Here is a 23,863-nt window from a genome sequence, read left to right as displayed (position 1 = left end):
GCCGGACGTGCCTGGGGCATCCGTTCTGCCGGCTGCGGAACTCGCCTTCGCTGCGCTCGGCTCAGACAGTCCTCGCCGGCGCCACGGATACCCCATTCACACCCGGCTCATCGCCACGCGGGCGTCGAGCCCGTCGACTTCAGACCTTCAGCCGCATCTCGGCGGAGCGGGCGTGCGCCTGCAAGCCCTCGCCGTGCGCGAGGATCGAAGCGACCTTGCCGAGGTGCTGGGCACCGGCTTGCGAGATATTCACGATGCTGGTGCGCTTCTGGAAGTCGTAGGTGCCCAGCGGCGACGAGAAGCGCGCGCTGCGCATGGTCGGCAGCACGTGGTTGGGGCCGGCGCAATAGTCACCCAGCGCTTCCACTGCCCAATGGCCAACAAAGATCGCGCCGGCATGGCGGATGTGGTCGATCCAGGATTCGGCATCATCCAGCGACAACTCGAGGTGCTCGGGCGCGATGCGGTTGGCGAGCGCGCAGGCTTGCTCGAGGCTGTCGACATGGATCAGGGCGCCGCGGTTGGCGAGCGATTTGGCGATGGTCTCGCGGCGCGGCATGGTCGGCAGCAGGCGGTCGATCGCCGCATGCACCGCGTCGATGAAACCCGCGTCGGTGCACAGCAGGATGGATTGAGCCAGCTCGTCGTGCTCGGCCTGGGCGAAGAGATCCATCGCAACCCAGTCGGCATGACCGGAGCCGTCGGAGATGATCAGCACTTCCGACGGGCCGGCGACCATGTCGATGCCGACAGTGCCGAACACACGGCGCTTGGCCTCGGCGACGTAGGCGTTGCCGGGACCGACGATCTTGTCCACCTGCGGAATGGTCTGCGTGCCATAGGCAAGTGCTGCAACCGCCTGCGCACCGCCGATGGTGAACACGCGGTCGACACCCGTGATTGCCGCGGCCGCCAGCACCAGGGGATTCTTCTCGCCGCGCGGCGTCGGCACGACCATGATCAACTCGCCGACGCCGGCGACCTTGGCCGGGATGGCGTTCATCAGCACCGAACTGGGATACGAGGCGCGTCCGCCCGGCACATAGAGTCCGACGCGATCGAGCGGCGTGACCTTCTGCCCTAGCCGCGTGCCATCGGCCTCGGTGAACTCCCAGGACTCGCCCTTCTGCCGCTCGTGGTAGACACGCACACGGTCCGCGGCGATGGTCAGCGCCTCGCGCTGCTCCGACGACAGGCTGTCGAGCGCAGAGTGAAGCTCGGCTTTGGGCAGTTCCAGCGCACCCATCGAATGCACATCCAGACCGTCGAAGCGGCGGGTGAACTCGACCACGGCGGCGTCGCCTGTGGTGCGCACCGCGCGAAGAATTTCGGTCACCGCGGTATCGATGCGCTCGTCCGCCTCGGACTCGAAGGCAAGCAACGCATCCAGAGTGGAAAGGAATTCGGGTTCGCGCGCATCGAGGCGGCGGATGGGCGTCTGGCTCATGAAAAAATCCTTACGGTTTGACCGCACCGGCAAAGGCGTCGAGCACCGGCTGCAGCAGTTCGCGCTTGAGCTTGAGCGAGGCCTGATTGACGATCAGACGCGAGCTGATCGGCATGATTTCCTCGACCTCTTCCAGATTGTTCGCACGCAGCGTCCCTCCGGTCGACACCAGATCGACGATGGCATCGGCCAGCCCGACCAGGGGCGCCAGTTCCATGGAGCCGTAGAGCTTGATCAGATCCACATGCATGCCCTTGCCGGCGAAGTGCGCCTTGGCCGCGCTGATGTACTTGGTGGCGACGCGGATGCGTCCGCCCGGTCGCGTCGCAGCGGCGTAATCAAAGCCTTTCTGCACCGCAACACAAAGGCGGCACTTCGCGATCTCGAGGTCCAGCGGCTGGTACAGGCCGGCGCCACCATGCTCGACGAGCACATCCCTGCCGGCTATGCCGAGGTCGGCCGCACCGTATTGCACGTAAGTCGGCGTGTCGCTGGCACGCACGATGACCAGGCGCACGTCGGGCCGGTTGGTACTGATGATCAGTTTGCGCGAGGTCTCGGGGTTGTCGGTAGGCACGATGCCCGCGGCAGCGAGCAACGGCAGCGTCTCTTCGAAGATGCGCCCCTTGGACAGGGCAAGCGTGATGCTGGACACGTGAAAAGCCTTGAGCTGAGTGAGCCATCATTGTAACCCGGCGCTGCTTCTGTTAACCTTCGGCCTATCTGGCTGAACCGCAGGTGGCGGTTCGGCCTTTTCTTTTGTTTCGCCGCAGCGTCGGCGTGCACCTCAAGCAGGAAACCCGCACCATGAAACCGTCGATCATCGTCTCCAGCAGCGACCTCGAGCGCCTCGAGGGTCTGCTCACCCTCCCCGCCTTCCGCAGCCGCGGCGACCTCGACGGCCTGCGCGAGGAACTCGAGCGCGCCGACGTGCGCGAGCCCGAGGACATGCCGGCCGACGTCATCACGATGAACAGCCGTGCCCGCTTCGTCGAGGAAGGCACGGGCCGTGAATACGAACTGACGCTGGCCTATCCCAAGGACGCCAACGCCGAGGCTCATCGGGTGTCGATCTTCTCGCCCGCGGGCAGCGCCCTGCTGGGTCTCTCGGCAGGCCAGTCGATCGACTGGGGAGGCATGGACGGGAAGTCAATCCGTCTCAAGGTGATCGAGGTCACCTGGCAACCTGAGGCGAACGGTCAGTTCGAACTCTGAGCCTGAGCCGGGCTGGAGCAAGCGCACGCCGCATCGCAGCCCGGCGCTAAGGCCCCGTACCGCAGCGGACGAGCCCGACGATCGGGCTCTTCAGCAGAAGTGGCAGCGGCAGTTGCGTCCGCCCGCCACCACCCGCGTCTTCGCACTTCAGACCAGGCGCCACACAGGGCGCCCGGCTTTCACGTCAGACGCCTGACCTTGGCGCCGAGCGCAGCGAGCTTGTCCTCCAGGCGTTCGTAGCCGCGATCGAGGTGATAGATGCGCTCGATCGTCGTTTCGCCTTCGGCCACCAGGCCGGCCACGACCAGGCTCGCCGAAGCACGCAGGTCGGTCGCCATCACCGTCGCCCCTTCCAGTCTCGCAACCCCCTGCACCACCGCCGTGTTGCCATCGATGCGGATATCGGCGCCCAGGCGCTGCAGTTCGACCGCATGCATGAAGCGGTTTTCGAAGATGGTCTCGCGGATCATTGCCACGCCATTGGCCACGCAGTTGATCGCCATGAACTGCGCCTGCATGTCTGTCGGGAAGGCCGGGTAAGGCGCGGTGCGCAGGCTGACGGCATTGAGCCGCGCAGGCGCCGACAGGCTGATCGCGTCGCGCTCGGACACCACCTCGCAGCCGGCATCCATCAGCTTGTCGATCACCGCGTCCAGATAGCAGGACGAAGTGCCGGTCAGGCGTACCGAACCACCCGTGACGGCCGCCGCACACAGGTAGGTGCCGGTCTCGATGCGGTCGGGCATGATGCGATGGGTCGCGCCATGCAGGCGCTCGACACCGCGGATACGAATCACGTCGCTGCCGGCACCGGAGATCTGCGCGCCCATCGCCACCAGGCAGTTGGCCAGATCGACCACCTCCGGCTCGCGCGCGGCATTCTCGATCACCGTCTCGCCATCGGCGAGGACAGCGGCCATCATCAGGTTCTCCGTACCGGTCACCGTCACCATGTCGGTGAACAGGCGTGCGCCCTTCAGGCGTGGCACGGTGGCATGCACATAGCCATGCTCGACGCGAACCTCTGCACCCATTGCCTGCAGGCCCTTGATGTGCTGATCCACAGGTCGCGCTCCGATCGCGCAGCCACCGGGAAGCGACACCCGCGCCTCGCCGCAGCGCGCCACAAGCGGGCCGAGCACCAGGATGGAGGCGCGCATCGTCTTGACCATCTCATAGGGCGCGACCGGGTTGTTCAACCCCGATGCATCCAGCGTGACGGTATCGCCCGCACGCTCGACCTTGACGCCCATCTGACCGAGCAGCGCCAGCAAGGTGCCGATGTCCTTCAGTTGCGGCACATTGGTGAAGATCACCGGTTCAGCCGTCAGCAGGGCGGCACACAGGATGGGCAACGCAGCATTCTTGGCGCCGGAAATGGCGACTTCGCCCGACAGTCGGGCGCCGCCTTCGATCAGCAATTTATCCATGAAACGCTCACATCCCCAGTTCGCCGCGACCCTCTTCCCACTGCGCGGGGGTGAAGGTCTGCAACTGCAGCGCGTGGATCTCGTTGCCCATCAGGCGGCCGAGCGTGGCATACACCGCCTGGTGCTGGCGCACGCGCGGCTTGCCCTCGAAGGTGGCACTGACGACGACGCCGGTGAAATGCACACCGTCCTCCCCCTCGATGGCAACGAATTCGCAGGGCAGGCCCTGCTCGATCAGACGCTTGATCTCACTTGCTTCAAACATGATTCATCCTTTTACGCCCGCAGCTTGTAGCCCCGCGCGAGCATCGCGAGGGTCAGCGCAGCGAGCGACACGAAACACAGCGACACGACCCCGAGCGAGAGCCAGGGCGAGGTGTCGGATTGGCCGAAGAAACCGTAGCGGAACCCGTCGATCATGAAGAAGAACGGGTTGAAATGCGACACGTCCTGCCAGACCTGCGGCAGCGAGTGGATGGAGTAGAAGACGCCCGACAGCATGGTCAGCGGCATGATCAGGAAATTCTGGAACGCGGCGAGCTGATCGAACTTGTCCGCCCAGATGCCCGCAATCACACCAAACGATCCCAGGATCACGCCGCCCATCACTGCGAACGTCAGCACCCACAACGGCTTGGCGATGCTCAGGTCCACGAAGGGCATCGCCACCAGCAGCACGCCAGCGCCGACGAAGAGCCCGCGCAGAGTCGAGGCAACCACATAGGCCGCATAAAACTCACGATAGGACAGCGGCGGCAGCAGCACAAAGATGATGTTGCCGGTGATCTTGCTCTGGATCAGCGAAGACGAGCTGTTGGCAAAGGCATTCTGCAGCACCGACATCATGACCAGGCCCGGCACCAGGAAACTGGTGTAGGCCACGTCGCCGTAGACGGTGACATGGCGGTCGAGCACATGCGAGAAGATCAGCAGGAACAGCAGGGCATTGAGCACCGGCGCCGCGACGGTCTGGAAGCTGACCTTCCAGAAACGCAGCACCTCCTTGTACAACAGCGTGCGAAAACCGGTCAGCGGCGAATCGACCGGCATCGGCTCGATACGGGGCGCCGGCCTGCCAGGCGCGGACTTGTGCGTCTCAGGCACGATGCATGACCTCCACGAACACCCGCTCGAGATCGGGCTCTCCCAGCTGCATTTCGCGCAAACCGGCACCCGATTCACGCAAGCTTGCGAGCCGGCTCTCGACCTCGCCATAACTGTCGAAGCCGAACTCCACCCAGCCGTCCTCGGCCGCCAGGCCACCGAGCACAAGCGCCGCATCGAGGTTATCGACGCGCACCCGCAGGCTGTGGGTGGCGAAGCGGCGCAGCAGGTTGCCGGTGGTATCCAGCGCAACGACCTTGCCTGCCTTGAGCATGGCGATGCGGCCGCACAAGGCTTCGGCTTCCTCGAGGTAATGCGTCGTCAGCACGATGGTGTGACCGTCGCGATTGAGCTTGCGCACGAACTGCCAAAGCCCCTGGCGCAACTCGACGTCGACACCTGCCGTAGGCTCGTCCAGCACGATGACCGGCGGCCGGTGCACCAGCGCCTGCGCCACCAGCACGCGGCGCTTCATGCCGCCCGACAGGGTGCGCATGTTGGCGCTGGCCTTGTGCGTCAGGTCGAGGCTGGCGAGGATCTCGTCGATCCAGTCGTCATTGCCACGGATGCCGAAGTAGCCTGACTGGATGCGCAACAACTCGCGCACCGAGAAGAAGGGGTCGAACACCAGTTCCTGCGGCACCACGCCGAGATTGCGGCGGGCGTTGCGGTAATCACCCGCCACGTCGTGCCCCATGATCTCGAGCGAGCCGCTGTCGGGCCGAACCAGACCGGCAAGCGCGGAGATCAGCGTGGTCTTGCCCGCGCCGTTCGGGCCAAGGAGGCCGAAGAACTCGCCCTGCGCAATCTCGAGGTCGACGCCACCCAGCGCCCTCAGCGAACCATACTGCTTGGTGACGGCACTGACGCGAATGGCCGGTATCGTCATGCCTTCGGCTCCAGGGGCAGGAGCGTGTCGATGTCGTAGAGCGCCGCGAGACTGATCAGCGCCGCGGGCAGGTTGCGCAGCACGACACGCTGGCCGGCTGCACGTGCAGCACGCAGCCAGTCGAGGATGAGCGCGAGCGCTGCCGAGTCGGCCGCCGTCACCGCAGCGAAATCGACGGCCAACGGCGCCTCGGCCGCAAGGCGCCGCCCCTCCTCCAGCACCGCCGCCGCGCTCAGCATGGTGAGCGCGCCATGCGGCGCGAACACCTTCGTCACGTCGCTCATGAACGCTGCTGCTCCGCCTCGAGCGATCGATTCTTGTCCTCGAGCGACTTGATCAGGCCGTCAACGCCACCGCTGCGGATCTCCTGCGTGAAGCTGCTGCGGTAGTTCGTGACCAGGCTGACCCCCGCGACGATGACGTCGAACACTTTCCAACCGGCATCGGACTTCTCGAGCATGTAATCGATGCCAATCGGCTGGGCGCCGCTCTGGCGCACCTCGGTACGGACCTGCACCCGCTTGTCCGTCGCGGCGAAGCGCGTGGGCTTGAAGTCGATGGTCTGGTCGCGGTACTGGGTCAGCGCATTGGAGTAGGTGCGCACGAGCAAGGTGCGGAAAGCCTCGGTCAGGCGCGCCTGCTGCGCAGGCGAAGCATCGCGCCAGTCGCGGCCGACGGCCAGCATGGTCATGCGGCGGAAGTCGAAGTGCGGCAGCACCTTGGCGTCGACCAGCTCGATGACACGATGCACGTCGCCCGCCTGGATCGCCTTGTCGGCGCGCACGATCTCGAGCACCTCGTTGGTCACGTCACGCACCAGCGCATCGGGCGCCTGCTGCGCCGACGCCTGCGCGGCCGGCAGCAGCCCGGCGAGCATAAAAAAGGCAAGTGCAATCAGTCTCTTGAAAGTCATGTCAGTTACCGGTTCGGATGCTTGAATCAGCCAGTTTGTCGCCACCCATGCGGTTCAGTTCCAATCGCTCGACGGCTGCGGTCGCAGCCATGTCGAGCTCCTCGCCCAACTCGGGCGCCCTGCGCGCGTCGAAATTCTCGTACTCGCGCGTCACATTGCCGTCGGAAACCTTGTAACGACGTTGTTCAAGGTAGAAGTCGCGCGTGTAGGCGTACTTGTCGATGGTGGCCTCGTCCACGGTCTTCTCGGCACCGAGGAAGGTCGAGCGGACATGCGTGATGCGCAGCGCGGTGTAACTGTTACGCGTGGGCACGTGATCGATATTGAGCGGACTCTGGCCCGCCCGGTCGGCAGGCAGCGCGACGGCGTCGCGCACGGTGCGCGAACCGAACAGGGGCAGCACGATATAGGCGCCTTCACCCACACCCCAGCGCCCCAGCGTCTGGCCAAGGTCCTCGTCGTGCTTCGGCAAGCCCATTTCGGTGGCGACATCGAGCACACCCAGCAGGCCGAAGGTGGAGTTCACGAAGAAACGCATCAGGTCGGACATTCCGTCCGCACCCTTGCCCTGCATCAGGTTGTTGAGGCCGATCCACGGATCCTCGAGGTTGCCGATGAAGTTGCCCACGCCGGTGCGCACGAACTGCGGCAACACGAACTCGTAGGCCTGCGCCGCAGGCTTCACGACCACCTTGTCGAGTTGCTCGTTGAAGCTGAACATGGCCCGGTTGTATCCCTCGAGCGGATCATCCGGGTTGGCGGTCGTGGCACAGCCGGACAGTACGCTGACCGACAGGGCCGCCACGGCAAGGGGTTTGCGCGAAAGTTTCGCCACTGCATTCATCGTTGTTTTCTCCACGGCAGGCCCGCAAGCCTTACTGGGCAGCCGGCTCGGCTGCCTTGTCGAACAGGAACTGGCCGATCAGCTTCTCGAGGACGACGGCCGACTGCGTGATGAGCACGCGGTCGCCGTCCTTCAGTGGCTCGATGTCGGCACCGGCATCGAGCCCGATGTACTGTTCGCCGAGCAGCCCCGAAGTCAGGATCGATGCCGAGGTATCGGCCGGGAATTCGAAGCGCTTGTCGATCTCCATCTGCACGACCGCGCGATAGGTCTCGGTATCGAAGCGGATCGACTGCACGCGGCCGACCAGCACGCCGGCACTCTTGACCGGCGCCCTGACCTTCAGGCCGCCGATATTGTCGAACGGCGCCTCGATGCGATAGGTCTCACGGCCATCGAGACCCGAAAAATTGCCAACCTTCATCGCCAGGAACACCAGCGCGGCAAAGCCGATGGCGACGAAAATGCCGACCCACAGGTCGAGCGCGGTACGACTCATCATTGACCCCGGAACATGAAAGAGGTGAGCACGAAATCGAGCGCGAGGATGGCCAGCGCCGATGTGACGACAGTACGCGTGATGGCGCGCGAAACGCCTTCCGCCGTGGGCTCGCAGTCGTAGCCCTCGAACACGGCGATGAGCGACACCACGGTGCCGAATACGAAGGACTTGATCACACCGTTCATCACGTCGTATTCGAATTCGACCGCTGCCTGCATCTGCGACCAGAAGGCGCCGTCATCAACGCCGATGACCACCACCGTGATCAGCCAGCCTCCGAAGATTCCCATCGCCGAGAACAGCGCGGCGAGAAGCGGCATCGACAACACGCCACCCCAGAAGCGCGGAGCGACCACGCGTGCGATCGGATTGACCGCCATCATGTCCATCGCCTTCAGTTGCTCTGTCGCTTTCATGAGGCCGATTTCGGCAGTGATCGCCGAGCCCGCGCGGCTGGCGAACAGCAGGGCGGCAATCACCGGACCGAGCTCGCGCAACAGGGACAAGGCCACCATCACGCCAACGGCGTCGGCCGAACCATAGCGCTGCAGGATGTCGTAGCCCTGCAGGCCGAGCACCAGCCCGACGAAGAGGCCCGAGACGATGATGATCAGCAGCGACAGGACGCCGCTGAAGTAAAGCTCGCGAATCGTCAGGTGAATGCGGCGCACCGACTGGCCCGACGCCAGCAGCAGGGCGAACAGGAAGCGGGTGATGAACCCCAGGCGCCAGACGCCGTCGATGGTCAGCTTGCCGATGTGACGCAGCCCGCCAACGATACCGCCGAAAAAGGCGTTCATGGACGCACTCCCTGCAGCAGGCTGTCGATCGGCGGCGCCGGGTAATGGAAAGGCACGGGTCCATCGGCCTCCGCATTGACGAACTGATGCACGAAGGGATCGGACGAGGCCCGGATCTCGTCGGGCGTACCCTGCGCGACGATCCGCCCCTCGGAAACGAAGTAGATGTAGTCCACGATCTCGAGCGACTCATGCACGTCGTGCGTGACCATGACCGAACTGGCGCCAAGCGCGTCGTTCAGGCGCCGGATCAACTGCCCGACGATGCCGAGCGAAATGGGGTCCAGCCCGGCAAAGGGCTCGTCGTAGAGGATCAGCATCGGGTCCAGCGCCACCGCACGGGCAAGCGCGACCCGACGCGCCATGCCGCCCGACAGCTCACCCGGGCGCAACGAGGCCGCGCCGCGCAAACCCACCGCCTGCAGCTTCATCAACACCAGGTCGGAGATCATCGAAGGCGGCAGATTGGTGTGCTCACGCAACGGAAAGGCCACGTTGTCGAACACACTGATGTCGGTGAATAGCGCACCGAACTGAAACAGCATGCCCATCCGGCGACGCATTGCGTAGAGGTCGGAACGCCCCATCTTGCCCACGTCGCGCCCATCGACCTCGACCACACCCGAGCTCGCCTTGAGCTGCCCGCCAATCAGGCGCAGCAGCGTGGTCTTGCCACAACCGCTGCCGCCCATGATCGCCACGACCTGGCCACGATGCACGCTCAGGTCGATACCACGCAGCACCGACCGCTCACCGTAGGCGAAGCGGACGTCGCGAAGGGAAACGAGGGGAGCGCCGTGCTCGGCTGTGATCACAAGAGGCCCTGCAGCTGGATTCGAACCATGCATTCTAACAGAGGAGAAAGATCGCTCCCGGCACGGTGCTGCAACGCAACAGCCAACTATTGCACGGAAGCACTCACATCGCATCGCCCGACAGATCGTCGAGCAATTCTAAACGCATATTTCATTTCTCTTGAAATGCATTTAGCATTGGCACATGCCCGCACACCAGCACGCCGCTCGACTCGCCCTGTACGCCCTTTGCGTCGGACTCGCTGGCGGCGCCTGCACGACGCTGCCGCCCGCACCGACGCCAGGCGGACATCTGACGGCTGGACACTCACTCCCGCCACAGACTGCTCCCCACGCTGCGGCCGCGTCGCCAGCTGATCCGCCGGCACCGGCGAGCACCCGGCCCGCGGCGCCGCAGCGGGCGCACCCGCTCCGGCGCGACGAAACCTATTCGGTCGCGGTGCATGATCTCCCGGTCACCCAACTCCTGCTCGCCATCGGCCGCGATGCGCGCCTGAACCTCGACCTGCATCCCGGACTCGAGGGACGCGTCACGCTCAACGCTATCGACCAGCCGCTCGACCGCCTGCTTGCCCGCATCGCCCAACTGGCGCCGATCCGCTACACGCTCGCCGGCGACCATCTCAGCGTGCGACCGGACACCCCGTTCCTGCGCAGCTACGTGCTCGACTACGTCAACCTCAGCCGCAGCATGAGGGGGACCGTCGCCACCAGCACGCAGATCGCAACCGGGGCCAGCAGCGGGGCCAACGGCCCGAACGGCGCCGGCAACACCTCCGTGACTCAGATCGAGACGCGCTCGACGAACGACTTCTGGGAGGTGCTGCAGTCGAACATCCGCGCCATCCTGTCCGACCCGGCGGGCGGCGCGTCCCCGTGCAAGGCCGACAGCGCCATTTGCCCGGACATCATGCTCAACCCGGGCAGCGGGATCGTCATGGTGCGCGCGACCGCACGCCAGCACGAACAGCTGAGCGCCTTTCTTGGCGATGTCCAGGCGGCCGCGCGCCGCCAGGTGCTGATCGAGGCGACGATCGTCGAGGTCACGCTGGCAGACGGCTATCGGCAGGGCATCGACTGGACGCGGCTCGGCCTGCCCGGCTGGCATGTCGCGCCGCGGGGCAGCAACGATGGCGCGGCCGCGGGATCACCCACCCTGAGCTACCTGTCCGGCAGCTTCGACATCAAGGTGGAACTCCTCGAGACTTTCGGCACGGTCAAGGTGCTGTCCAGCCCGCGGCTGTCGGTGCTCAACAACCAGACGGCGATGCTCAAGGTCGTCGAGGAATATGTTTACTTCCTCGTTGACGCCTCCACGACCGAATATGGCGACAGCGAGCGCGAGAAGATCACCGCGACCACGACACCGCAATCGGTCTCGGTGGGCATGGTGATGTCGGTGACACCGCAGATCAGCGCCGGCGGCGAGATCACGCTGAACATCCGCCCGACCATCTCCGGCATCGCCGGCTTCAAGGACGACCCCAACCCCTCGCTGCGCAACATCCCCAACCGCGTGCCGCAGATCCGTACGCGTGAGATCGAGTCCATGCTGCGCCTTCGCAGCGGTCAGATCGCCGTGCTCGGGGGGCTCATGGAAGACCGCGTCGATCACGACACCGGCCGAATCCCGCTGCTCGGCGACGTCCCGCTGCTGGGTGAGCTGTTCACCCGCCGCGACAACACCGCGCGCCGGACCGAGCTGCTGATCTTCCTGCGCCCACTGCTGATCGACGACCCGAGCACTAACGCCGATTACGCACCCTATGTCGGCCAGCTGCCTGACGCCGACTTCCTCGTCAGCACCCCATCGCCTGGCCAGCGCAATCACCCATCCATACCCCTACGTCCCGAGCTTCCCGTCCTGCCCAGCCAGCCATGAACGCACCCGTCCTCATTGGCCAGATCCTCACCGCGGCGCGCCTGATCGGCGACGACCAGCTACGCATCGCCTTGCACGAGCAGCAGCGGCGCCAACGCCCGCTCGGACGCTTGCTGGTCGAACTCGGCTTCGTCAGCGACACCGCGCTGCGCGACGCACTCGCTGCGCACTACGGGCACACGAGCGTCGACCTCGGCGACACCCTCGCCGACCCCAACGCCCTTGCACGCGTGCCGCGAGCGCTGGCGCAACGGCATCGCCTGTTGCCGCTGCACTATGACCATGCGTCGCAGACGCTGACCATCGCCGCGGCCAGTGCGGACGACATCGTCGCCCAGGATCGGCTGCGCGCCGAGCTTGGGCCACAGGTTCGAATCGCGCTGCGCCTGGCGGCCGACGCCGAGCTGTCGCGTGCGATCGACCGCCACTACGGCCAGCCTGCAACGATCGACGACATCGTGCACGAGATCGAGCAGCGCGACGCGCGCAGCGCCCTTCTGGGGCCTGCAGCGACGACCGACGGGAACTCGATTGTGCGTCTGGTCGACGCGATGCTTGCAGACGCCGCTGCACGCGGCGCCTCCGACCTCCACTTCGAACCCGAGGCCGGCTTCCTGCGCATCCGTCAGCGCGTCGACGGCACGCTGCGCCAGGTGCGCGCACTGCACAAATCGTTCTGGCCGGAACTGGCTGTCCGCCTCAAGGTAATGGCCGGGCTCGACATCGCCGAGTCACGCTGCCCTCAGGATGGACGCATCTCGATCACGCTGGCCGGCCGCCCGATCGACTTCCGCGTCGCCACCCAGCCCACCCTGCACGGCGAAAACATCGTGCTGCGCGTCCTCGATCGCGAGAAGGGCATCGTACCGCTCGACGCCCTGGGGCTGACCGACGGCCAACGCACGACCCTCGACCGCATCCTTGCCCGCCCCGAAGGCCTGACACTGGTCGTCGGCCCCACCGGCAGCGGCAAGACCACGACGCTGTATTCGATCCTGAATCACCTGAACGTCGAGGCGGTGAACATCATGACGCTGGAGGATCCGGTGGAATATCCGCTCGCCCAGCTGCGTCAGACCTCGGTCGGCGAGGCCTCGCGCCTGGACTTCGCCGACGGCGTGCGTGCGCTGCTGCGCCAGGATCCCGACATCCTCCTGATCGGCGAGATCCGCGACACCGACACCGCACGCATGGCACTGCGCGCCACGCTCACGGGGCATCGCGTGTTCTCGACCCTGCATGCCAACTCGGCCGCCGGCACGCTGCAGCGGCTTGTCGACATCGGCCTACGTGCGGACATGCTGGCCGGGAGTCTCGCCGGCATCATCGCGCAACGCCTGGTACGCCGACTGTGCCCCGACTGCCGGTCCGAGGCTGCGGCAAGCGCGGACGCCTGCAGGCTGCTTGGGCTGTCCCCCGCCACCCCGCCCCGAATCTTCCATCCCGTCGGCTGCCCTGCATGCGACTTCCGTGGCTACCGCGGGCGTCTGGCGATCATGGAGCTGGTCAGGATCGACCCTGCGCTCGACGAACTCATCCACGAGGGCGCCAGCCTCGGCCGACTGCGGGCCGCACTGCGCGCCGGCGGACACGCGAGCCTCGCCGACGACGGCATCCGGCGCGTGCTCGACGGCAGTACCTCGCTGGCCGAGTTGAGCCGCGTCATCGACCTCGCCGCGCATGCGGACGAACGGGGAGTCGCCGCATGAACCTCCATCGCTATCGCGCCATGGCAGCCGACGGCCGTCGGGTGCGGGGCGAACTCGACGCCGCCGACCTGCTCGATCTCGAACAGCGCCTGCAGACGATGGGCCTGGTGCTGATCAATGGCGAACCCGTCCGTCTACGCTGGCGGACGCGCGCCAAGGTACCGCGTCGGGAGCTGATCCATTTCTGCTTCCACTTCGAACAACTCCTCGCCGCAGGCGTCCCGCCCTTCGAGGCGCTGACGGCCATGCGGAACGCCACGACACACGCGCGCACCCGTGCCCTCATCGGCATGCTGCTCGCCGATGTCGAGCGCGGACGCCCCCTGTCCGAGGCGATCGCGCGCCAGGAAGGCGTGTTCGCCCCTGCGCTGGTCGCGCTGATCAAGGCGGGCGAGCATGCAGGCCGGCTGAGCGAGGCCGTCCGCGAAATCGGCGCGGTACTGGAGCGGGAGGAGGCACTCGTCGCACACGCCAGGCGCGTCGCAATCTACCCGGCGATCGTCGCCGCGCTGATTCTGGCCGCGCTCGTCGTGGCACTGGTTCAGGTCGTGCCCGAGATGGAAAAGCTCTTCCGCAGCAGCGGCGAACAATTGCCGCTGCAGACGCAACTGCTGCTTGCCCTGTCCGCGCTCGTCACCCGCCATGGCTGGCTGATGCTGCTGGGCGCAGGCAGCCTGGCCGCCGCCCTGCAATGGCAACTCGCCCATTCCGAGCCGGCTCGCGTGCACGCTCACCGCCTGCTGCTGTCGCTACCGCTTGTCGGCGGCATCCTGCGCGACATCGGGCTCGCCCGCTTCGCCAGCACCCTCGCCAGTCTCTATGCCGCCGGCGTCCCCGTGATCGATGCCTTGCGCATCTCACAAGACACCACGGGCAATCTCGCCCTGCGCGCCGCCTTGCACGACGTGACGCGGCAGGTGGAACAAGGCCGCCCGCTTTCCGCAGCGTTCGAGACGGCGAGCCGCTTTCCCGCATTGCTCACCCGGATGGCCCAGGTCGGCGAACAGACCGGCGCGCTCGACCGTGCCCTCGAGAACATCGCCCTGCTGTGCCGGCGCGATGTGGAGATCGCCATCGGCCGCCTGCAGGCGGCCATCGAACCCGGGCTCACCGTCATGCTGGGCGCCCTGCTGCTGTGGGTCGCCAGCGCCATCCTCGGCCCGATCTACGGCCTCATCACCCGCCTTCCGCTCTGACCCATGAGCCGCCTGCTTCTACGCATCGATTCACTCGGCCTGGAGGCATGGCAAATGCATGGCCATAGGCCTGAATGCGCTGAACGCTTTGCGCCTCACCAGACGACGGACTTCGCCCGCTGGGTCGCGGGACGCCCGCGCGGCTCGCGCTTCCGCGTCCTGGTCGATCTCGGTGAAGAAGCCCATGAGACCGAGGTCCTGCCACGGGTCCGCGGGGCGGATCGCCGCGCGCTCATCGCCCGCAGGCTTGCGCAATGGTTTCCTCAACCGATCTGGGCCCGTGCCGACACGCTGCCGGACAAGCCCCGCCAGCGCGGCGCAGCTACCGAACGCGTGCTCTTCAGCGGCCTCACCCGGCCGGAGCGGATCGCCCCCTGGATCGACGCCCTGCAATCGGCGCGCGCACACATCGAATGCACCATCCCGGCGAGCGCACTGCTGGCCGCCTGCAGCGGGCTCGCCGACGGCTTGCTCGTCAGCTTCAGCCGGGCTGGCATGCGTGTGACGCTGATCGCCGAAGGGCGTGCCCGCCTGTCCCGCCTCGTCGAAGACTACCCGTCAGGCGCAGCCGCGCAGAACGCCGAGTGGCTGCTCGAGATCGCACGCACCGCACGCTACGCAAGCACGGTCGTCGGCGGAACCGCACAGCCCTTGGTCAGCATCATCGCCCCTGAAGCGGTGCTGCCACCCCTCTTTACATCCTCGTCTGCCGCTGCGCACGGACTCGAACTGCACTGGCTCGATCCCGTATCGTTCGGCATCGCCGCCACGGAAGGCCAGGACCTGGACTGCACTCGTCTTCTGCTCCACTGGCTGGATAAGGCCTCGCCCCGACTGGGCTGGCAGACACCCATGCCTCCGGGCCTCATGTCAGGACCGAGGCGCCTGCTTGTCGGCGCCTCGGCTGCCCTCTGCGTGGCCGGCATGGCGGCGGCGATGCTGAACTGGCAGAACGCATCACGATTGACGCAGGCGCGCACGGCGCTTGAAGCCTCACTGGGCGCGAAGCGTGCGTTGGTCGCGCGCATCGAGGCCTCCATTCCCCCGCTGCCCGCCACGGCCGACCTCATCCAGGCAAGCGTCGAGCAGTTCGAGCAGGCCGCACACCTGCGCGTCCCGACCCGGGCCCTCCTGGAACACATCTCCCACGCCCTCGAGGACAGCCCCTCCGCCAGTCTGGATTCGCTCTCGTGGGCGCAGGAAGCGCCCGATGCCCTCATCACGCTGACGCTCATGCACGCCGCGCCCCAGGACCTCGAAGCGATCGCCCAGCGGCTCGAGCGCCTGGGCCCGTTGGAAATCGAGTCCGGGCGTCCGGATGGACGATCCGTGATCTCCGTGCGGACCGCGCTCGACACGCTTGGCCGTGAACGCCCATGAAGGCGGCCGAATCACGCCAGGCCGAGCTTGCGCGATTCGCTGCGCCTGGGCTTGCCGTGGGCGGACTCGTCGTGGCGGCAGCCTTGCTGATCGGCTCGATCGCCAGGGTCGACGAGGCGGCGTCCGTCCTCGACCGCGTTCGTCGTGCGGATGCGCAGATCGACGCCGAACTGCAGTCGATCTCCGCACGCGCCGACGCGACGCGGCGCACCGCGGAACACTGGCAGGCACTTGAAGCGCTGGCGCGCACGCCCGGCCCGCAGTCCTGGTCACTCGCGCTACAGGAAGCGGTCGAGCGGCTCGGCAGGGAGAGCATGCCCGTCCGCATCCTCTCGACGTCCTCCTCGCCTCCACAACCGCCGGCCGGCAAGCCGGCCTCGCTCCTGCTCCACAGCGAGATCACCGCCCGCTTCGCCCTCCGCCACGAGGGCCACGTGCCGCGCCTGCTCGACGTCATCGAATCCACGCCCCATGTCCGCGTGCGCGCCTGCAGGCTGGAACGCGTGGTCAGCCAGGCTCCGGCCCGCATCACGGCGGACTGCCGCCTCTCCTGGCTGAGCGTCGCCCTGCCTGCTATCGCCAAGACGCCATGAGCACGGTCAGTCCGCGTCCCGTTTCCGTCTGCGCTCTCACGCTCCTGCTCGCATTCTGGGGGACGAGCGTGGCGGCCGCCGATCTGGGTCGCCTGTTCCATACCCCGGCGGAGCGTCACGCCCTCGACCAGCCCCGCGAAACGGTCGTCGACCACGGTGAGCCGGACGCGGCCCCCGTGTCCCGTCGCATCGACGGGCTCCTGCGCAGCAGCACCGGGCGGGCCACGATCTGGCTCGATGCCGAACCGCTCGCACCGGCTCCGCTCTTTCGGCTCGCGCCCTATCCGGCGCTCGAGCTCATCCCTCAGCCCGCATCGCAGCTGCGACTGCACGTCGGCGACAGCTGGCCGCCGTCCGCCCGGTCCGCCGACAGCAGCCTGCCGCGGCTCCACGTCCAGCGCCACCGCGACACCCTCCGATGAGCGCCCGCCGCCCCTGCCATCGTGTCGCCGGCAACGGCCTGCTCGCAGTCCTGCTCCTGAGCGCACTCCTGTCGGCCGCCGGCCTGCTCGCACAGGGCGAACTGCGCATCCTTGCCGAATCGCGCGCGCAGGCACGCAGCGTCGAAGCGCTCTCTCAAGCACGCGAGGCCCTGATCGGCTATGCGATCAGCTACGCCGAGCGCCACCCTGGCGAAGGCCATGGTCATCTGCCCTGCCCCGATGCAGGCAACAGCGGCTCGAGCACGCTGGGCGCCTGCGGCGCACGCAGCATCCCGAGCCTTGGCCGCCTGCCATGGCGAACCCTGGCACTGCCGGAACTGCGCGACGGATGGCACGAATGCCTGTGGTATGCCGTCGCCGGCAGTGTCAAGAACAACCCGAAACCGCTGGTACTGAACTGGGACAGTCCCGGCCAGTTCGGACTTTTCGACCGTGCCGGGCGGCAGATAGCGGTGGCCGGGCCGGACAGCCTCGCAATCGCCGTCATCATCGCGCCCGGCGCGGCACTGACAGGCCAGATCCGCATCAACACCGGCGCGGGACCTTGCCCGGGCAGCGCATCGGCGATCGACGACCTACCCGCCTTCCTCGACGGCGGCAACAGCCTCGTCGTTCCGAGCAACTTCCGCCAGGGTGGCACGGCAGACCTGGCCGGCAACGACGTGCTTGCCTGGATCGGCATCGACGACATCCATGATGCCTTGCGCCGCCGCCACGACCATGCGGACCGGATCGAGCAGATCGGCGCACGCGCCGCAACCGCGCTCGACGCCGCACTGGCCAGCCCCGACTTCATCGCGACCCATCTCACGGCCGCAGCCGGCGGCCTGGTGGCGACCGGCCCCCTGCCGCTGTCGACCGTACTTGCGCTCCCCGGCGAGCATGCAGTCGCACACAACAACTGGCGCGACCAATTCCGCATCGCTGCCTGCATCGATGGCACTCCCTGTGTGACGGTCCATGACACGGACAGCGACACCCTCCACCTTTGCCGGGCTGCGCTGCTCTTCGGTGGCGAGCGCATCCGCGAAGGTCCCGACCGCCAGCGGCGCACGACCACTGCCGAACGCGAGGACGCCGCGCAGTATCTCGAAGGCGACAACGCGCACAACTACGCAAGCGGCATTCCCCGATTCGCGGGTGCGCCCCTGTTCCGCACCATCGACCCCCGCCTGCCCGCCACCCAGGACGTCGTCCGATGCATTCCCTGAATAGCCCCCCTCCGCAGTCAGCGCCCGGCACCTGCACGCCCTGTCCTGCTCAAGGCGGATTCACCCTCGCCGAGCTCGCAATCGTGCTGGTGATCCTGTCGCTTCTGGCCGGCGGACTGATGGTGCCGCTAGGCGCACGCATCGAGGCACGCGACCGTCAGCTCACCGTTGACCGCCTGCGCGACATCCAGCAGGCGCTCATCGGGTTCGCCATCATCCACGGCCGCCTGCCCTGTCCCAGCACCGAGGACGCCCCTGGCGCGCCCGGCTACGGGATCGAGGACAGCCCGCCCTGCAACACCGCCCGCGAGGGCCGGCTGCCGTGGCTGACCCTCGGGCTGTCGGCCACCGATGCCTGGGGACTGACACGCAGGAGCCCCGGCGACCACTGGGGCGGACACTGGCACTACCGGGTCGACCGCGCCTTCGCCGACACCGTCATCAGCGCGGCGACCGCCCCGACCGACGACCTGCAGATCCGCGCCCACGACGGCAGCCGCATCACCGTCACCGACTCGCAGGCGGTCGCGATCATCTATTCGACGGGCCCGAACCGCCGCGCCGACGGACTCAACGCCAGTTACTCCTCCACCTATCAGGCTGGCGAAAGCATCCCCGACTACGACGACCTCCTCGTCTGGATCGGCCGCCCGCTGCTGATCGCACGCATGGCGCAGGCCGGTCGCCTCTGACATCCGCCTTCCACCCTCCACAGGAGACACCCATGCAATCCCGCCAACAAGGCTTCACCCTCGTCGAAATCGCCGTCGTGCTGCTCATCGTCGGCCTGCTGCTCGGGGGCGTACTCAAGGGGCAGGAGCTGATCGACAGCGCCAAGGTCAAGAACCTTGCGCAGGACTTCCGCAGCATCCCTGCCCTGATCCACGCCTACCAGGACCGCTTCCGGGCACTGCCCGGCGATGACGCCCGTGCGCGCCTTCACCTGTGCCCGGGCGGCAGCGAGTGCACTGCGCTGGGCAACGGCAACGGGATCATCGACGGCGCCTGGAACGATACCGCCGACAGCGACGCCTTCCGCTTCTGGCAACACGTCAGGTTGGCCAACCTCGCCAGCGGCAGCACCGACACCGGCAGCGCGAGCTACCTTCCGCGCAACGCACTCGGCGGCCGTCTGGGCGTGCAGCGTGCCGGCACCCTGCTCGGCATCGGTGGCGGCATCCTGACGTGCTCGGCAAGCATCCCGGGCAAGCTGGTCCGCCAGCTCGACATCGCACTCGACGACGGCGATCCGGCGACCGGCTCGATGCGCGCCGGCAGCGACGCGGGCGGCACGCTCACCGCCATCTCGGCCGACGCCCCGCTCGACGACGCGGCAAGCTACACGGTGTGCGCCAGCCTGTAACGCCAGCTTGCTCGGACATGCGCTCGAACCTGTCCTGCCACGCCCGAGCCGTCCCGCCCCGACATTCGCTTGTAGCCCGCCTGCGCCAGCACGGCGGGCATTCACCACGGTCGGGCGAATTCCCGGACAGCGGGCCGGCGGTCGACTGGTATAGAATCGCGAGTCATTGCTGCAGAGCGCCATTCGCCCGGTTGCGCGCTCCTGGCGCCCGATGCAGCCCTTCACAGCACGGATTCGACCACCTCGATGAGTTCCACCGCCGACAGCCCGACCCTCGCCCTTGCACGCCGCGTGCTCCGCATCGAAGCCGCCGCGGTATCGGCCCTGGCCGACCGCCTGGGAGAGGAATTCGAGCGCGCGGTCGCACTCATCCTGCAGCGCCACGGCCGTGTCATCGTGACCGGGATCGGCAAGTCGGGGCACATCGGTCGCAAGCTCGCGGCCACGCTTGCCAGTACGGGCACGCCAGCCTATTTCGTACACGCCGCCGAGGCGGCACACGGCGATCTCGGCATGATCACGCCGGAGGATGTCGTGATCGCGCTGTCGAACTCCGGCACCAGCGAGGAAGTGCTGACCATCGTGCCGCTGGTGAAGCGGCAGGGTGCGAAGCTGATCTCGATCACCGGCCGCCCCGAGTCGCCGCTTGCGCAACAGGCCGACGTCCATCTCGAGGCCGCGGTCGCCGAGGAAGCCTGCCCGCTGAACCTCGCACCCACCGCGAGCACCACGGCCACGCTGGCGCTTGGAGATGCGCTCGCCGTCGCACTGCTGGACGCGCGCGGCTTCGGCGCCGACGACTTTGCCCGCTCACACCCCGGGGGCGCACTCGGTCGCCGCCTGCTGACCCATGTCCGCGATGTCATGCGCCCGGCCGGAACGGTACCGACCGTTGTCCCCGACGCACCGCTGACGGAGGCCCTGCTGGCGATGACGGCCGGCGGCATGGGCATGACCGCGATCACTGACGAAGACGCGAAGCCGATCGGCATCTTCACCGACGGCGACCTGCGTCGAGCACTCGAGCGCGGCTGCGACGTGCGCAGCGCCCGACTGGCCGACGTGATGACCCGCAACCCGCGCTCGATCGGACCGGATGCGCTCGCCGTCGAGGCCGCCGAGCTGATGGAGCGCATGCGCATCAGCCAGTTGCTGGTCGTCGGCAAGGAGGGTTGCCTCGCAGGCGCCCTGACGACGCATGACCTGATGCTCGCGAAGGTGATCTGAGCCGTGAACACCTACCGCCTGTACCCGATCATCGTCCTCGCCCTACTGGCCGGCGCGTCCGTCTGGCTCGAGCGGGTCACGCGGATCGACGATCCCGTGGGGAGCCAGGCGGAACAGACTGGCCCCGACTTCATCGCCGAGCACACGCGCGTGGTCGGTTTCGCCGCCGACGGGTCGCAGCGCTATGAACTGTTCGCCGACCGCATGACGCACTTCCCGCAGGGGGACATCACGCGACTCGAGCAACCGCGCCTGCGCATGATCAACCAGGGGCGGGAAACCCGTATCACGGCGATGCAGGCCGAAGTCTCGCCCGGCGGCGAACAGGTCGACATGCGGGGCGAGGTCAAGGTGCGCCGCCCCGGCGCAGCCGACGACCCGGCGCTCGCCCTCGACTCCGAAACCCTCACGGTGTGGCCGGACTCGTACCGCGCGCTCACCGACTCCCCCGTGGTCCTGACCCGGGGCAACACGCGTGCCGACGCCCTCGGCATGCGCGCCGACAACCTTTTCGGCACCCTCGAACTGCTCGGCCAGGTGCGCGTCAACATGCCTCGCCGCCAAGGATCCGCTTCATGAACGCCCGACTCGTCTCCGCTCCGCTCGCAATCGCCCTCGCCACCCTGTTCGCCATGAGTCCGCCCGCGTTCGCCGAGCGCTCCGATCGTGACCAGCCGGTCAACATCGAAGCCGACAACATGACTGTCGACGACCGCAACAAGGTGCACGTTTTCGAGGGCGGCGTGGTCCTCACCCAGGGCAGCCTGGTCATCAGGGGCGACAAGCTGGTCGTCACCCAGGATGCCGCCGGCTTCCAGAACGGCGTCGCCACCGCCAGCGGCGGCAAGCTCGCGACCTTCCGCCAGAAACGCGAAGGCACCAACGAGTTCGTCGACGGCGAAGCCGAGCGCATCGAGTACGACAGCCGCAATGAGCGGGCCCGCCTCTTCAACCGCGCGCGTGTCACCAGCGGCGGCGACGAGGTGCGCGGTGCCTACATCGAATACGACGCGATCACCGAAAACTACCTCGCCACCAATGCGCCGGGCGGCGGCAAGCCCGCCGCCAGTGGCGACACCCGCGTCCGCGCCGTGATTCAGCCCAAGAACGACAACAAGCCCGCCGCTGCGCAATAGCGGTATTTCCTGCAACACCACTGGAGTCAGCATGAGCTTCGAACTCATCATTGCCGAAACCCGCGGCCGCGTCGGCCTGATCACCCTGAACCGTCCCAAGGCCCTGAACGCGCTGAACGATCAGGTCATGGACGAGATTGGCGCCGCGCTCGACGGCTTCGAGGCCGACGACAACATCGGTGCCATCGTCATCACCGGTTCCGAGAAGGCCTTCGCCGCCGGCGCCGACATCGGTGCCATGGCGAGCTTCTCGTACATGGACGCCTACAAGGGCGACTACATCAGCCGCAACTGGGAACGTGTCAAGACCTGTCGCAAGCCGATCATCGCGGCCGTTGCGGGTTTTGCGCTCGGCGGTGGCTGCGAGCTGGCGATGATGTGCGACATCATCATCGCGGCCGATTCGGCGAAGTTCGGCCAGCCGGAGGTCAAGCTCGGCATTCTCCCCGGCGCTGGCGGAACCCAGCGCCTGCCGCGTGCGGTCGGCAAGGCCAAGGCGATGGACCTGTGCCTGACCGCCCGCTTCATGGACGCCACCGAAGCCGAGAAGGCGGGTCTGGTCTCGCGTGTGGTCCCGGCCGACACGCTCGTCGACGAGGCGCTCGCCGCGGCGGAAACGATCGCCGGTTTCTCGCTGCCGGTGGTCATGATGATCAAGGAATCGGTCAACCGCGCCTTCGAAAGCAGCCTGAACGAAGGCCTGCTGTTCGAGCGCCGCGTGTTCCACTCGGCCTTCGCCCTCAACGACCAGAAGGAAGGCATGGCCGCCTTCGTCGAGAAACGCAAGGCCAATTTCCGCCACGACTGACGCAGCGCCGCATCCGCCGGAACGGCCGCCCTCGGGCGGCCGTTCTATTTTGTGCGCCGATCGCTGCGCCGCGGAACGACTTCGTCATGTCTCTGTAAGGCAGCCTTGGCAGACTCCATGCCGGAGATACGGGGATGCGCACCGGCGAAAGACTTCAGGCGCAGCAAGAGACACAGGGATAGATTGAAGTTATCGAACCAACATTGTGCAATGCACAACATTTTCTTGACTTGAATGACGACCCCCCTATAATCCAAACCATGCTGCATCGCAACATCGCGGCAGATCGAACCCGATGTTCCTGCACTGACCACCATTCGAGGAGATTCAAATGTCCGCTTTCGTCACCCCCGAGCAGTTCGCCGCCACCAACAAGGCCAACGTCGAGACCCTGCTGACCCTGGCTAACGCCGCCTTCGCCAGCGCCGAGCGCCTGGCTGCCCTGAACCTGAACACCGCCCGCTCGATCCTGGAAGACGGCGTTGCCAACACCAAGGCTCTGCTGGCCGTCAAGGACGTGCAGGAACTGGTGAACCTGCAGGCTTCGCTGACCCAGCCGATCGTCGAGAAGGCCGTCGCCTACGCCCGCAGCGTCTACGAGATCACCTCGCAGAGCCAGGAAGAAGTGTCGAAGGTCCTGGAAGGCCAGGTTGCCGAGCTGAACAAGGGCGTCGCCACCGCGCTGGACAAGGCTGCCAAGTCGGCTCCGGCCGGTTCGGACGTGGCCGTCGCCGCCGTCAAGTCGGCCATCGCCGCCGCCAACAGCGCCTACGACAGCATGAGCAAGGCCGCAAAGCAGGTCGCCGAGATCGCCGAAGCCAACGTGGCCGCCGCGACCAACGCCACCGTCAAGGCCGTCAGCACCACCGCCAAGACCAGCGCCAAGAAGGCCGCCTAAGTCCAGACGGTTCGAGCTTCACGAAACGGCCCCGCAGTGCGGGGCCGTTTTGTGTCTA

27 protein-coding genes are annotated in these 23,863 nt (G+C 66.9%); 15 read left to right on the top strand and 12 right to left on the bottom strand.

Going from position 1 to position 23,863, the window contains the following annotated elements; translation table 11 throughout:
• Positions 1-139: 139 nt before the first annotated feature.
• Both hisD and hisG read right to left on the bottom strand, forming a co-directional pair.
• Positions 140-1,447, bottom strand: coding sequence for a histidinol dehydrogenase (gene hisD / locus C664_RS04765; protein WP_004254000.1), 1,308 nt, complete (start codon positions 1,445-1,447; stop codon positions 140-142).
• A gap of 10 nt (positions 1,448-1,457) precedes the next feature.
• Complete coding sequence (hisG, locus tag C664_RS04760; RefSeq protein ID WP_004253998.1) at positions 1,458-2,102, bottom strand: ATP phosphoribosyltransferase; 645 nt, start codon at positions 2,100-2,102, stop codon at positions 1,458-1,460.
• A gap of 152 nt (positions 2,103-2,254) precedes the next feature.
• On the opposite strand from hisG, the gene rnk reads away from it, so the two are divergent.
• Positions 2,255-2,662 (top strand): nucleoside diphosphate kinase regulator, encoded by a 408-nt coding sequence (rnk, locus tag C664_RS04755; RefSeq protein ID WP_004253996.1) that lies wholly within the window; start codon positions 2,255-2,257, stop codon positions 2,660-2,662.
• A gap of 179 nt (positions 2,663-2,841) precedes the next feature.
• Here the strand turns inward: rnk and murA are convergent, their stop codons facing one another.
• Genes murA through C664_RS04705 form a run of 10 tightly spaced genes read right to left on the bottom strand, consistent with a single transcriptional unit; the run spans position 2,842 to position 9,992 of the window.
• On the bottom strand, positions 2,842-4,092 hold the full coding sequence (gene murA, locus C664_RS04750) for a UDP-N-acetylglucosamine 1-carboxyvinyltransferase (RefSeq protein ID WP_004253994.1): 1,251 nt from the start codon (positions 4,090-4,092) through the stop codon (positions 2,842-2,844).
• Between the two features lie 7 nt (positions 4,093-4,099).
• Positions 4,100-4,357, bottom strand: a complete 258-nt coding sequence (locus tag C664_RS04745) for a BolA family protein (protein ID WP_004253992.1) — start codon at positions 4,355-4,357, stop codon at positions 4,100-4,102.
• A gap of 11 nt (positions 4,358-4,368) precedes the next feature.
• Entirely contained in the window at positions 4,369-5,142 is a 774-nt protein-coding gene (locus C664_RS04740; RefSeq protein WP_004253990.1) for an ABC transporter permease, read from the bottom strand.
• Between the two features lie 46 nt (positions 5,143-5,188).
• Complete coding sequence (locus C664_RS04735) at positions 5,189-6,085, bottom strand: ABC transporter ATP-binding protein (RefSeq protein ID WP_004253988.1); 897 nt, start codon at positions 6,083-6,085, stop codon at positions 5,189-5,191.
• The gene (locus C664_RS04730; protein ID WP_004253986.1) at positions 6,082-6,369 is read right to left on the bottom strand and encodes an STAS domain-containing protein; all 288 of its coding nucleotides are present in this window, start codon (positions 6,367-6,369) and stop codon (positions 6,082-6,084) included. Before C664_RS04730 ends, C664_RS04735 begins: the two co-directional genes overlap by 4 nt.
• On the bottom strand, positions 6,366-6,998 hold the full coding sequence (locus tag C664_RS04725) for an MlaC/ttg2D family ABC transporter substrate-binding protein (protein WP_004253984.1): 633 nt from the start codon (positions 6,996-6,998) through the stop codon (positions 6,366-6,368). Before C664_RS04725 ends, C664_RS04730 begins: the two co-directional genes overlap by 4 nt.
• Before the next feature lies 1 nt (position 6,999).
• A complete protein-coding gene (locus C664_RS04720; RefSeq protein WP_004253982.1) occupies positions 7,000-7,842 on the bottom strand; it encodes an MlaA family lipoprotein in 843 nt (280 codons plus the stop codon).
• 31 nt (positions 7,843-7,873) lie between these two features.
• The gene (gene mlaD, locus C664_RS04715) at positions 7,874-8,341 is read right to left on the bottom strand and encodes an outer membrane lipid asymmetry maintenance protein MlaD (protein ID WP_004253980.1); all 468 of its coding nucleotides are present in this window, start codon (positions 8,339-8,341) and stop codon (positions 7,874-7,876) included.
• Positions 8,341-9,144: a lipid asymmetry maintenance ABC transporter permease subunit MlaE gene (gene mlaE, locus C664_RS04710; protein WP_004253979.1), complete on the bottom strand. Its 804-nt coding sequence runs from the start codon at positions 9,142-9,144 to the stop codon at positions 8,341-8,343. The genes mlaD and mlaE overlap by 1 nt, the downstream gene beginning before the upstream one ends.
• Positions 9,141-9,992, bottom strand: a complete 852-nt coding sequence (locus tag C664_RS04705; RefSeq protein WP_051019113.1) for an ABC transporter ATP-binding protein — start codon at positions 9,990-9,992, stop codon at positions 9,141-9,143. Before C664_RS04705 ends, mlaE begins: the two co-directional genes overlap by 4 nt.
• A 406-nt stretch (positions 9,993-10,398) precedes the next feature.
• On the opposite strand from C664_RS04705, the gene C664_RS04700 reads away from it, so the two are divergent.
• The 14 genes from C664_RS04700 to C664_RS04635 all read left to right on the top strand — a co-directional run bounded on the left by C664_RS04700 (position 10,399) and on the right by C664_RS04635 (position 23,805).
• Complete coding sequence (locus tag C664_RS04700; protein WP_004253977.1) at positions 10,399-11,841, top strand: pilus (MSHA type) biogenesis protein MshL; 1,443 nt, start codon at positions 10,399-10,401, stop codon at positions 11,839-11,841.
• Positions 11,838-13,550, top strand: a complete 1,713-nt coding sequence (locus tag C664_RS04695) for a GspE/PulE family protein (protein WP_004253976.1) — start codon at positions 11,838-11,840, stop codon at positions 13,548-13,550. Before C664_RS04700 ends, C664_RS04695 begins: the two co-directional genes overlap by 4 nt.
• Positions 13,547-14,746: a type II secretion system F family protein gene (locus C664_RS04690; RefSeq protein ID WP_004253975.1), complete on the top strand. Its 1,200-nt coding sequence runs from the start codon at positions 13,547-13,549 to the stop codon at positions 14,744-14,746. The genes C664_RS04695 and C664_RS04690 overlap by 4 nt, the downstream gene beginning before the upstream one ends.
• Before the next feature lie 3 nt (positions 14,747-14,749).
• The gene (locus C664_RS04685; RefSeq protein WP_004253974.1) at positions 14,750-16,126 is read left to right on the top strand and encodes a hypothetical protein; all 1,377 of its coding nucleotides are present in this window, start codon (positions 14,750-14,752) and stop codon (positions 16,124-16,126) included.
• Positions 16,123-16,719 carry a hypothetical protein gene (locus C664_RS04680; protein ID WP_004253973.1) on the top strand — a complete coding sequence of 199 codons (597 nt, stop codon included), beginning with the start codon at positions 16,123-16,125 and terminating at the stop codon, positions 16,717-16,719. The genes C664_RS04685 and C664_RS04680 overlap by 4 nt, the downstream gene beginning before the upstream one ends.
• Entirely contained in the window at positions 16,716-17,141 is a 426-nt protein-coding gene (locus C664_RS04675) for a hypothetical protein (RefSeq protein WP_004253972.1), read from the top strand. The genes C664_RS04680 and C664_RS04675 overlap by 4 nt, the downstream gene beginning before the upstream one ends.
• On the top strand, positions 17,138-18,373 hold the full coding sequence (locus C664_RS04670; protein ID WP_004253970.1) for a hypothetical protein: 1,236 nt from the start codon (positions 17,138-17,140) through the stop codon (positions 18,371-18,373). Before C664_RS04675 ends, C664_RS04670 begins: the two co-directional genes overlap by 4 nt.
• Positions 18,361-19,065, top strand: coding sequence for a type II secretion system protein (locus C664_RS04665; protein WP_083483047.1), 705 nt, complete (start codon positions 18,361-18,363; stop codon positions 19,063-19,065). Before C664_RS04670 ends, C664_RS04665 begins: the two co-directional genes overlap by 13 nt.
• A gap of 32 nt (positions 19,066-19,097) precedes the next feature.
• A complete protein-coding gene (locus C664_RS04660; protein WP_004253967.1) occupies positions 19,098-19,736 on the top strand; it encodes a prepilin-type N-terminal cleavage/methylation domain-containing protein in 639 nt (212 codons plus the stop codon).
• Between the two features lie 246 nt (positions 19,737-19,982).
• Positions 19,983-20,963, top strand: a complete 981-nt coding sequence (locus tag C664_RS04655) for a KpsF/GutQ family sugar-phosphate isomerase (RefSeq protein ID WP_004253966.1) — start codon at positions 19,983-19,985, stop codon at positions 20,961-20,963.
• Positions 20,964-20,966: 3 nt separating this feature from the next.
• A complete protein-coding gene (gene lptC / locus C664_RS04650; protein WP_004253963.1) occupies positions 20,967-21,542 on the top strand; it encodes an LPS export ABC transporter periplasmic protein LptC in 576 nt (191 codons plus the stop codon).
• Positions 21,539-22,099, top strand: a complete 561-nt coding sequence (lptA, locus tag C664_RS04645) for a lipopolysaccharide transport periplasmic protein LptA (protein WP_004253960.1) — start codon at positions 21,539-21,541, stop codon at positions 22,097-22,099. The genes lptC and lptA overlap by 4 nt, the downstream gene beginning before the upstream one ends.
• Positions 22,100-22,130: 31 nt before the next feature.
• Positions 22,131-22,907, top strand: coding sequence for an enoyl-CoA hydratase (locus C664_RS04640; protein ID WP_004253959.1), 777 nt, complete (start codon positions 22,131-22,133; stop codon positions 22,905-22,907).
• A 331-nt stretch (positions 22,908-23,238) separates the two neighbouring features.
• Positions 23,239-23,805: a phasin family protein gene (locus C664_RS04635; RefSeq protein WP_004253957.1), complete on the top strand. Its 567-nt coding sequence runs from the start codon at positions 23,239-23,241 to the stop codon at positions 23,803-23,805.
• Positions 23,806-23,863: the final 58 nt, after the last annotated feature.

The organism is Thauera sp. 63 (assembly GCF_000310165.2).
Taxonomy (GTDB): domain Bacteria; phylum Pseudomonadota; class Gammaproteobacteria; order Burkholderiales; family Rhodocyclaceae; genus Thauera; species Thauera humireducens.
This window is presented reverse-complemented; position numbering and strand designations above follow the sequence as displayed.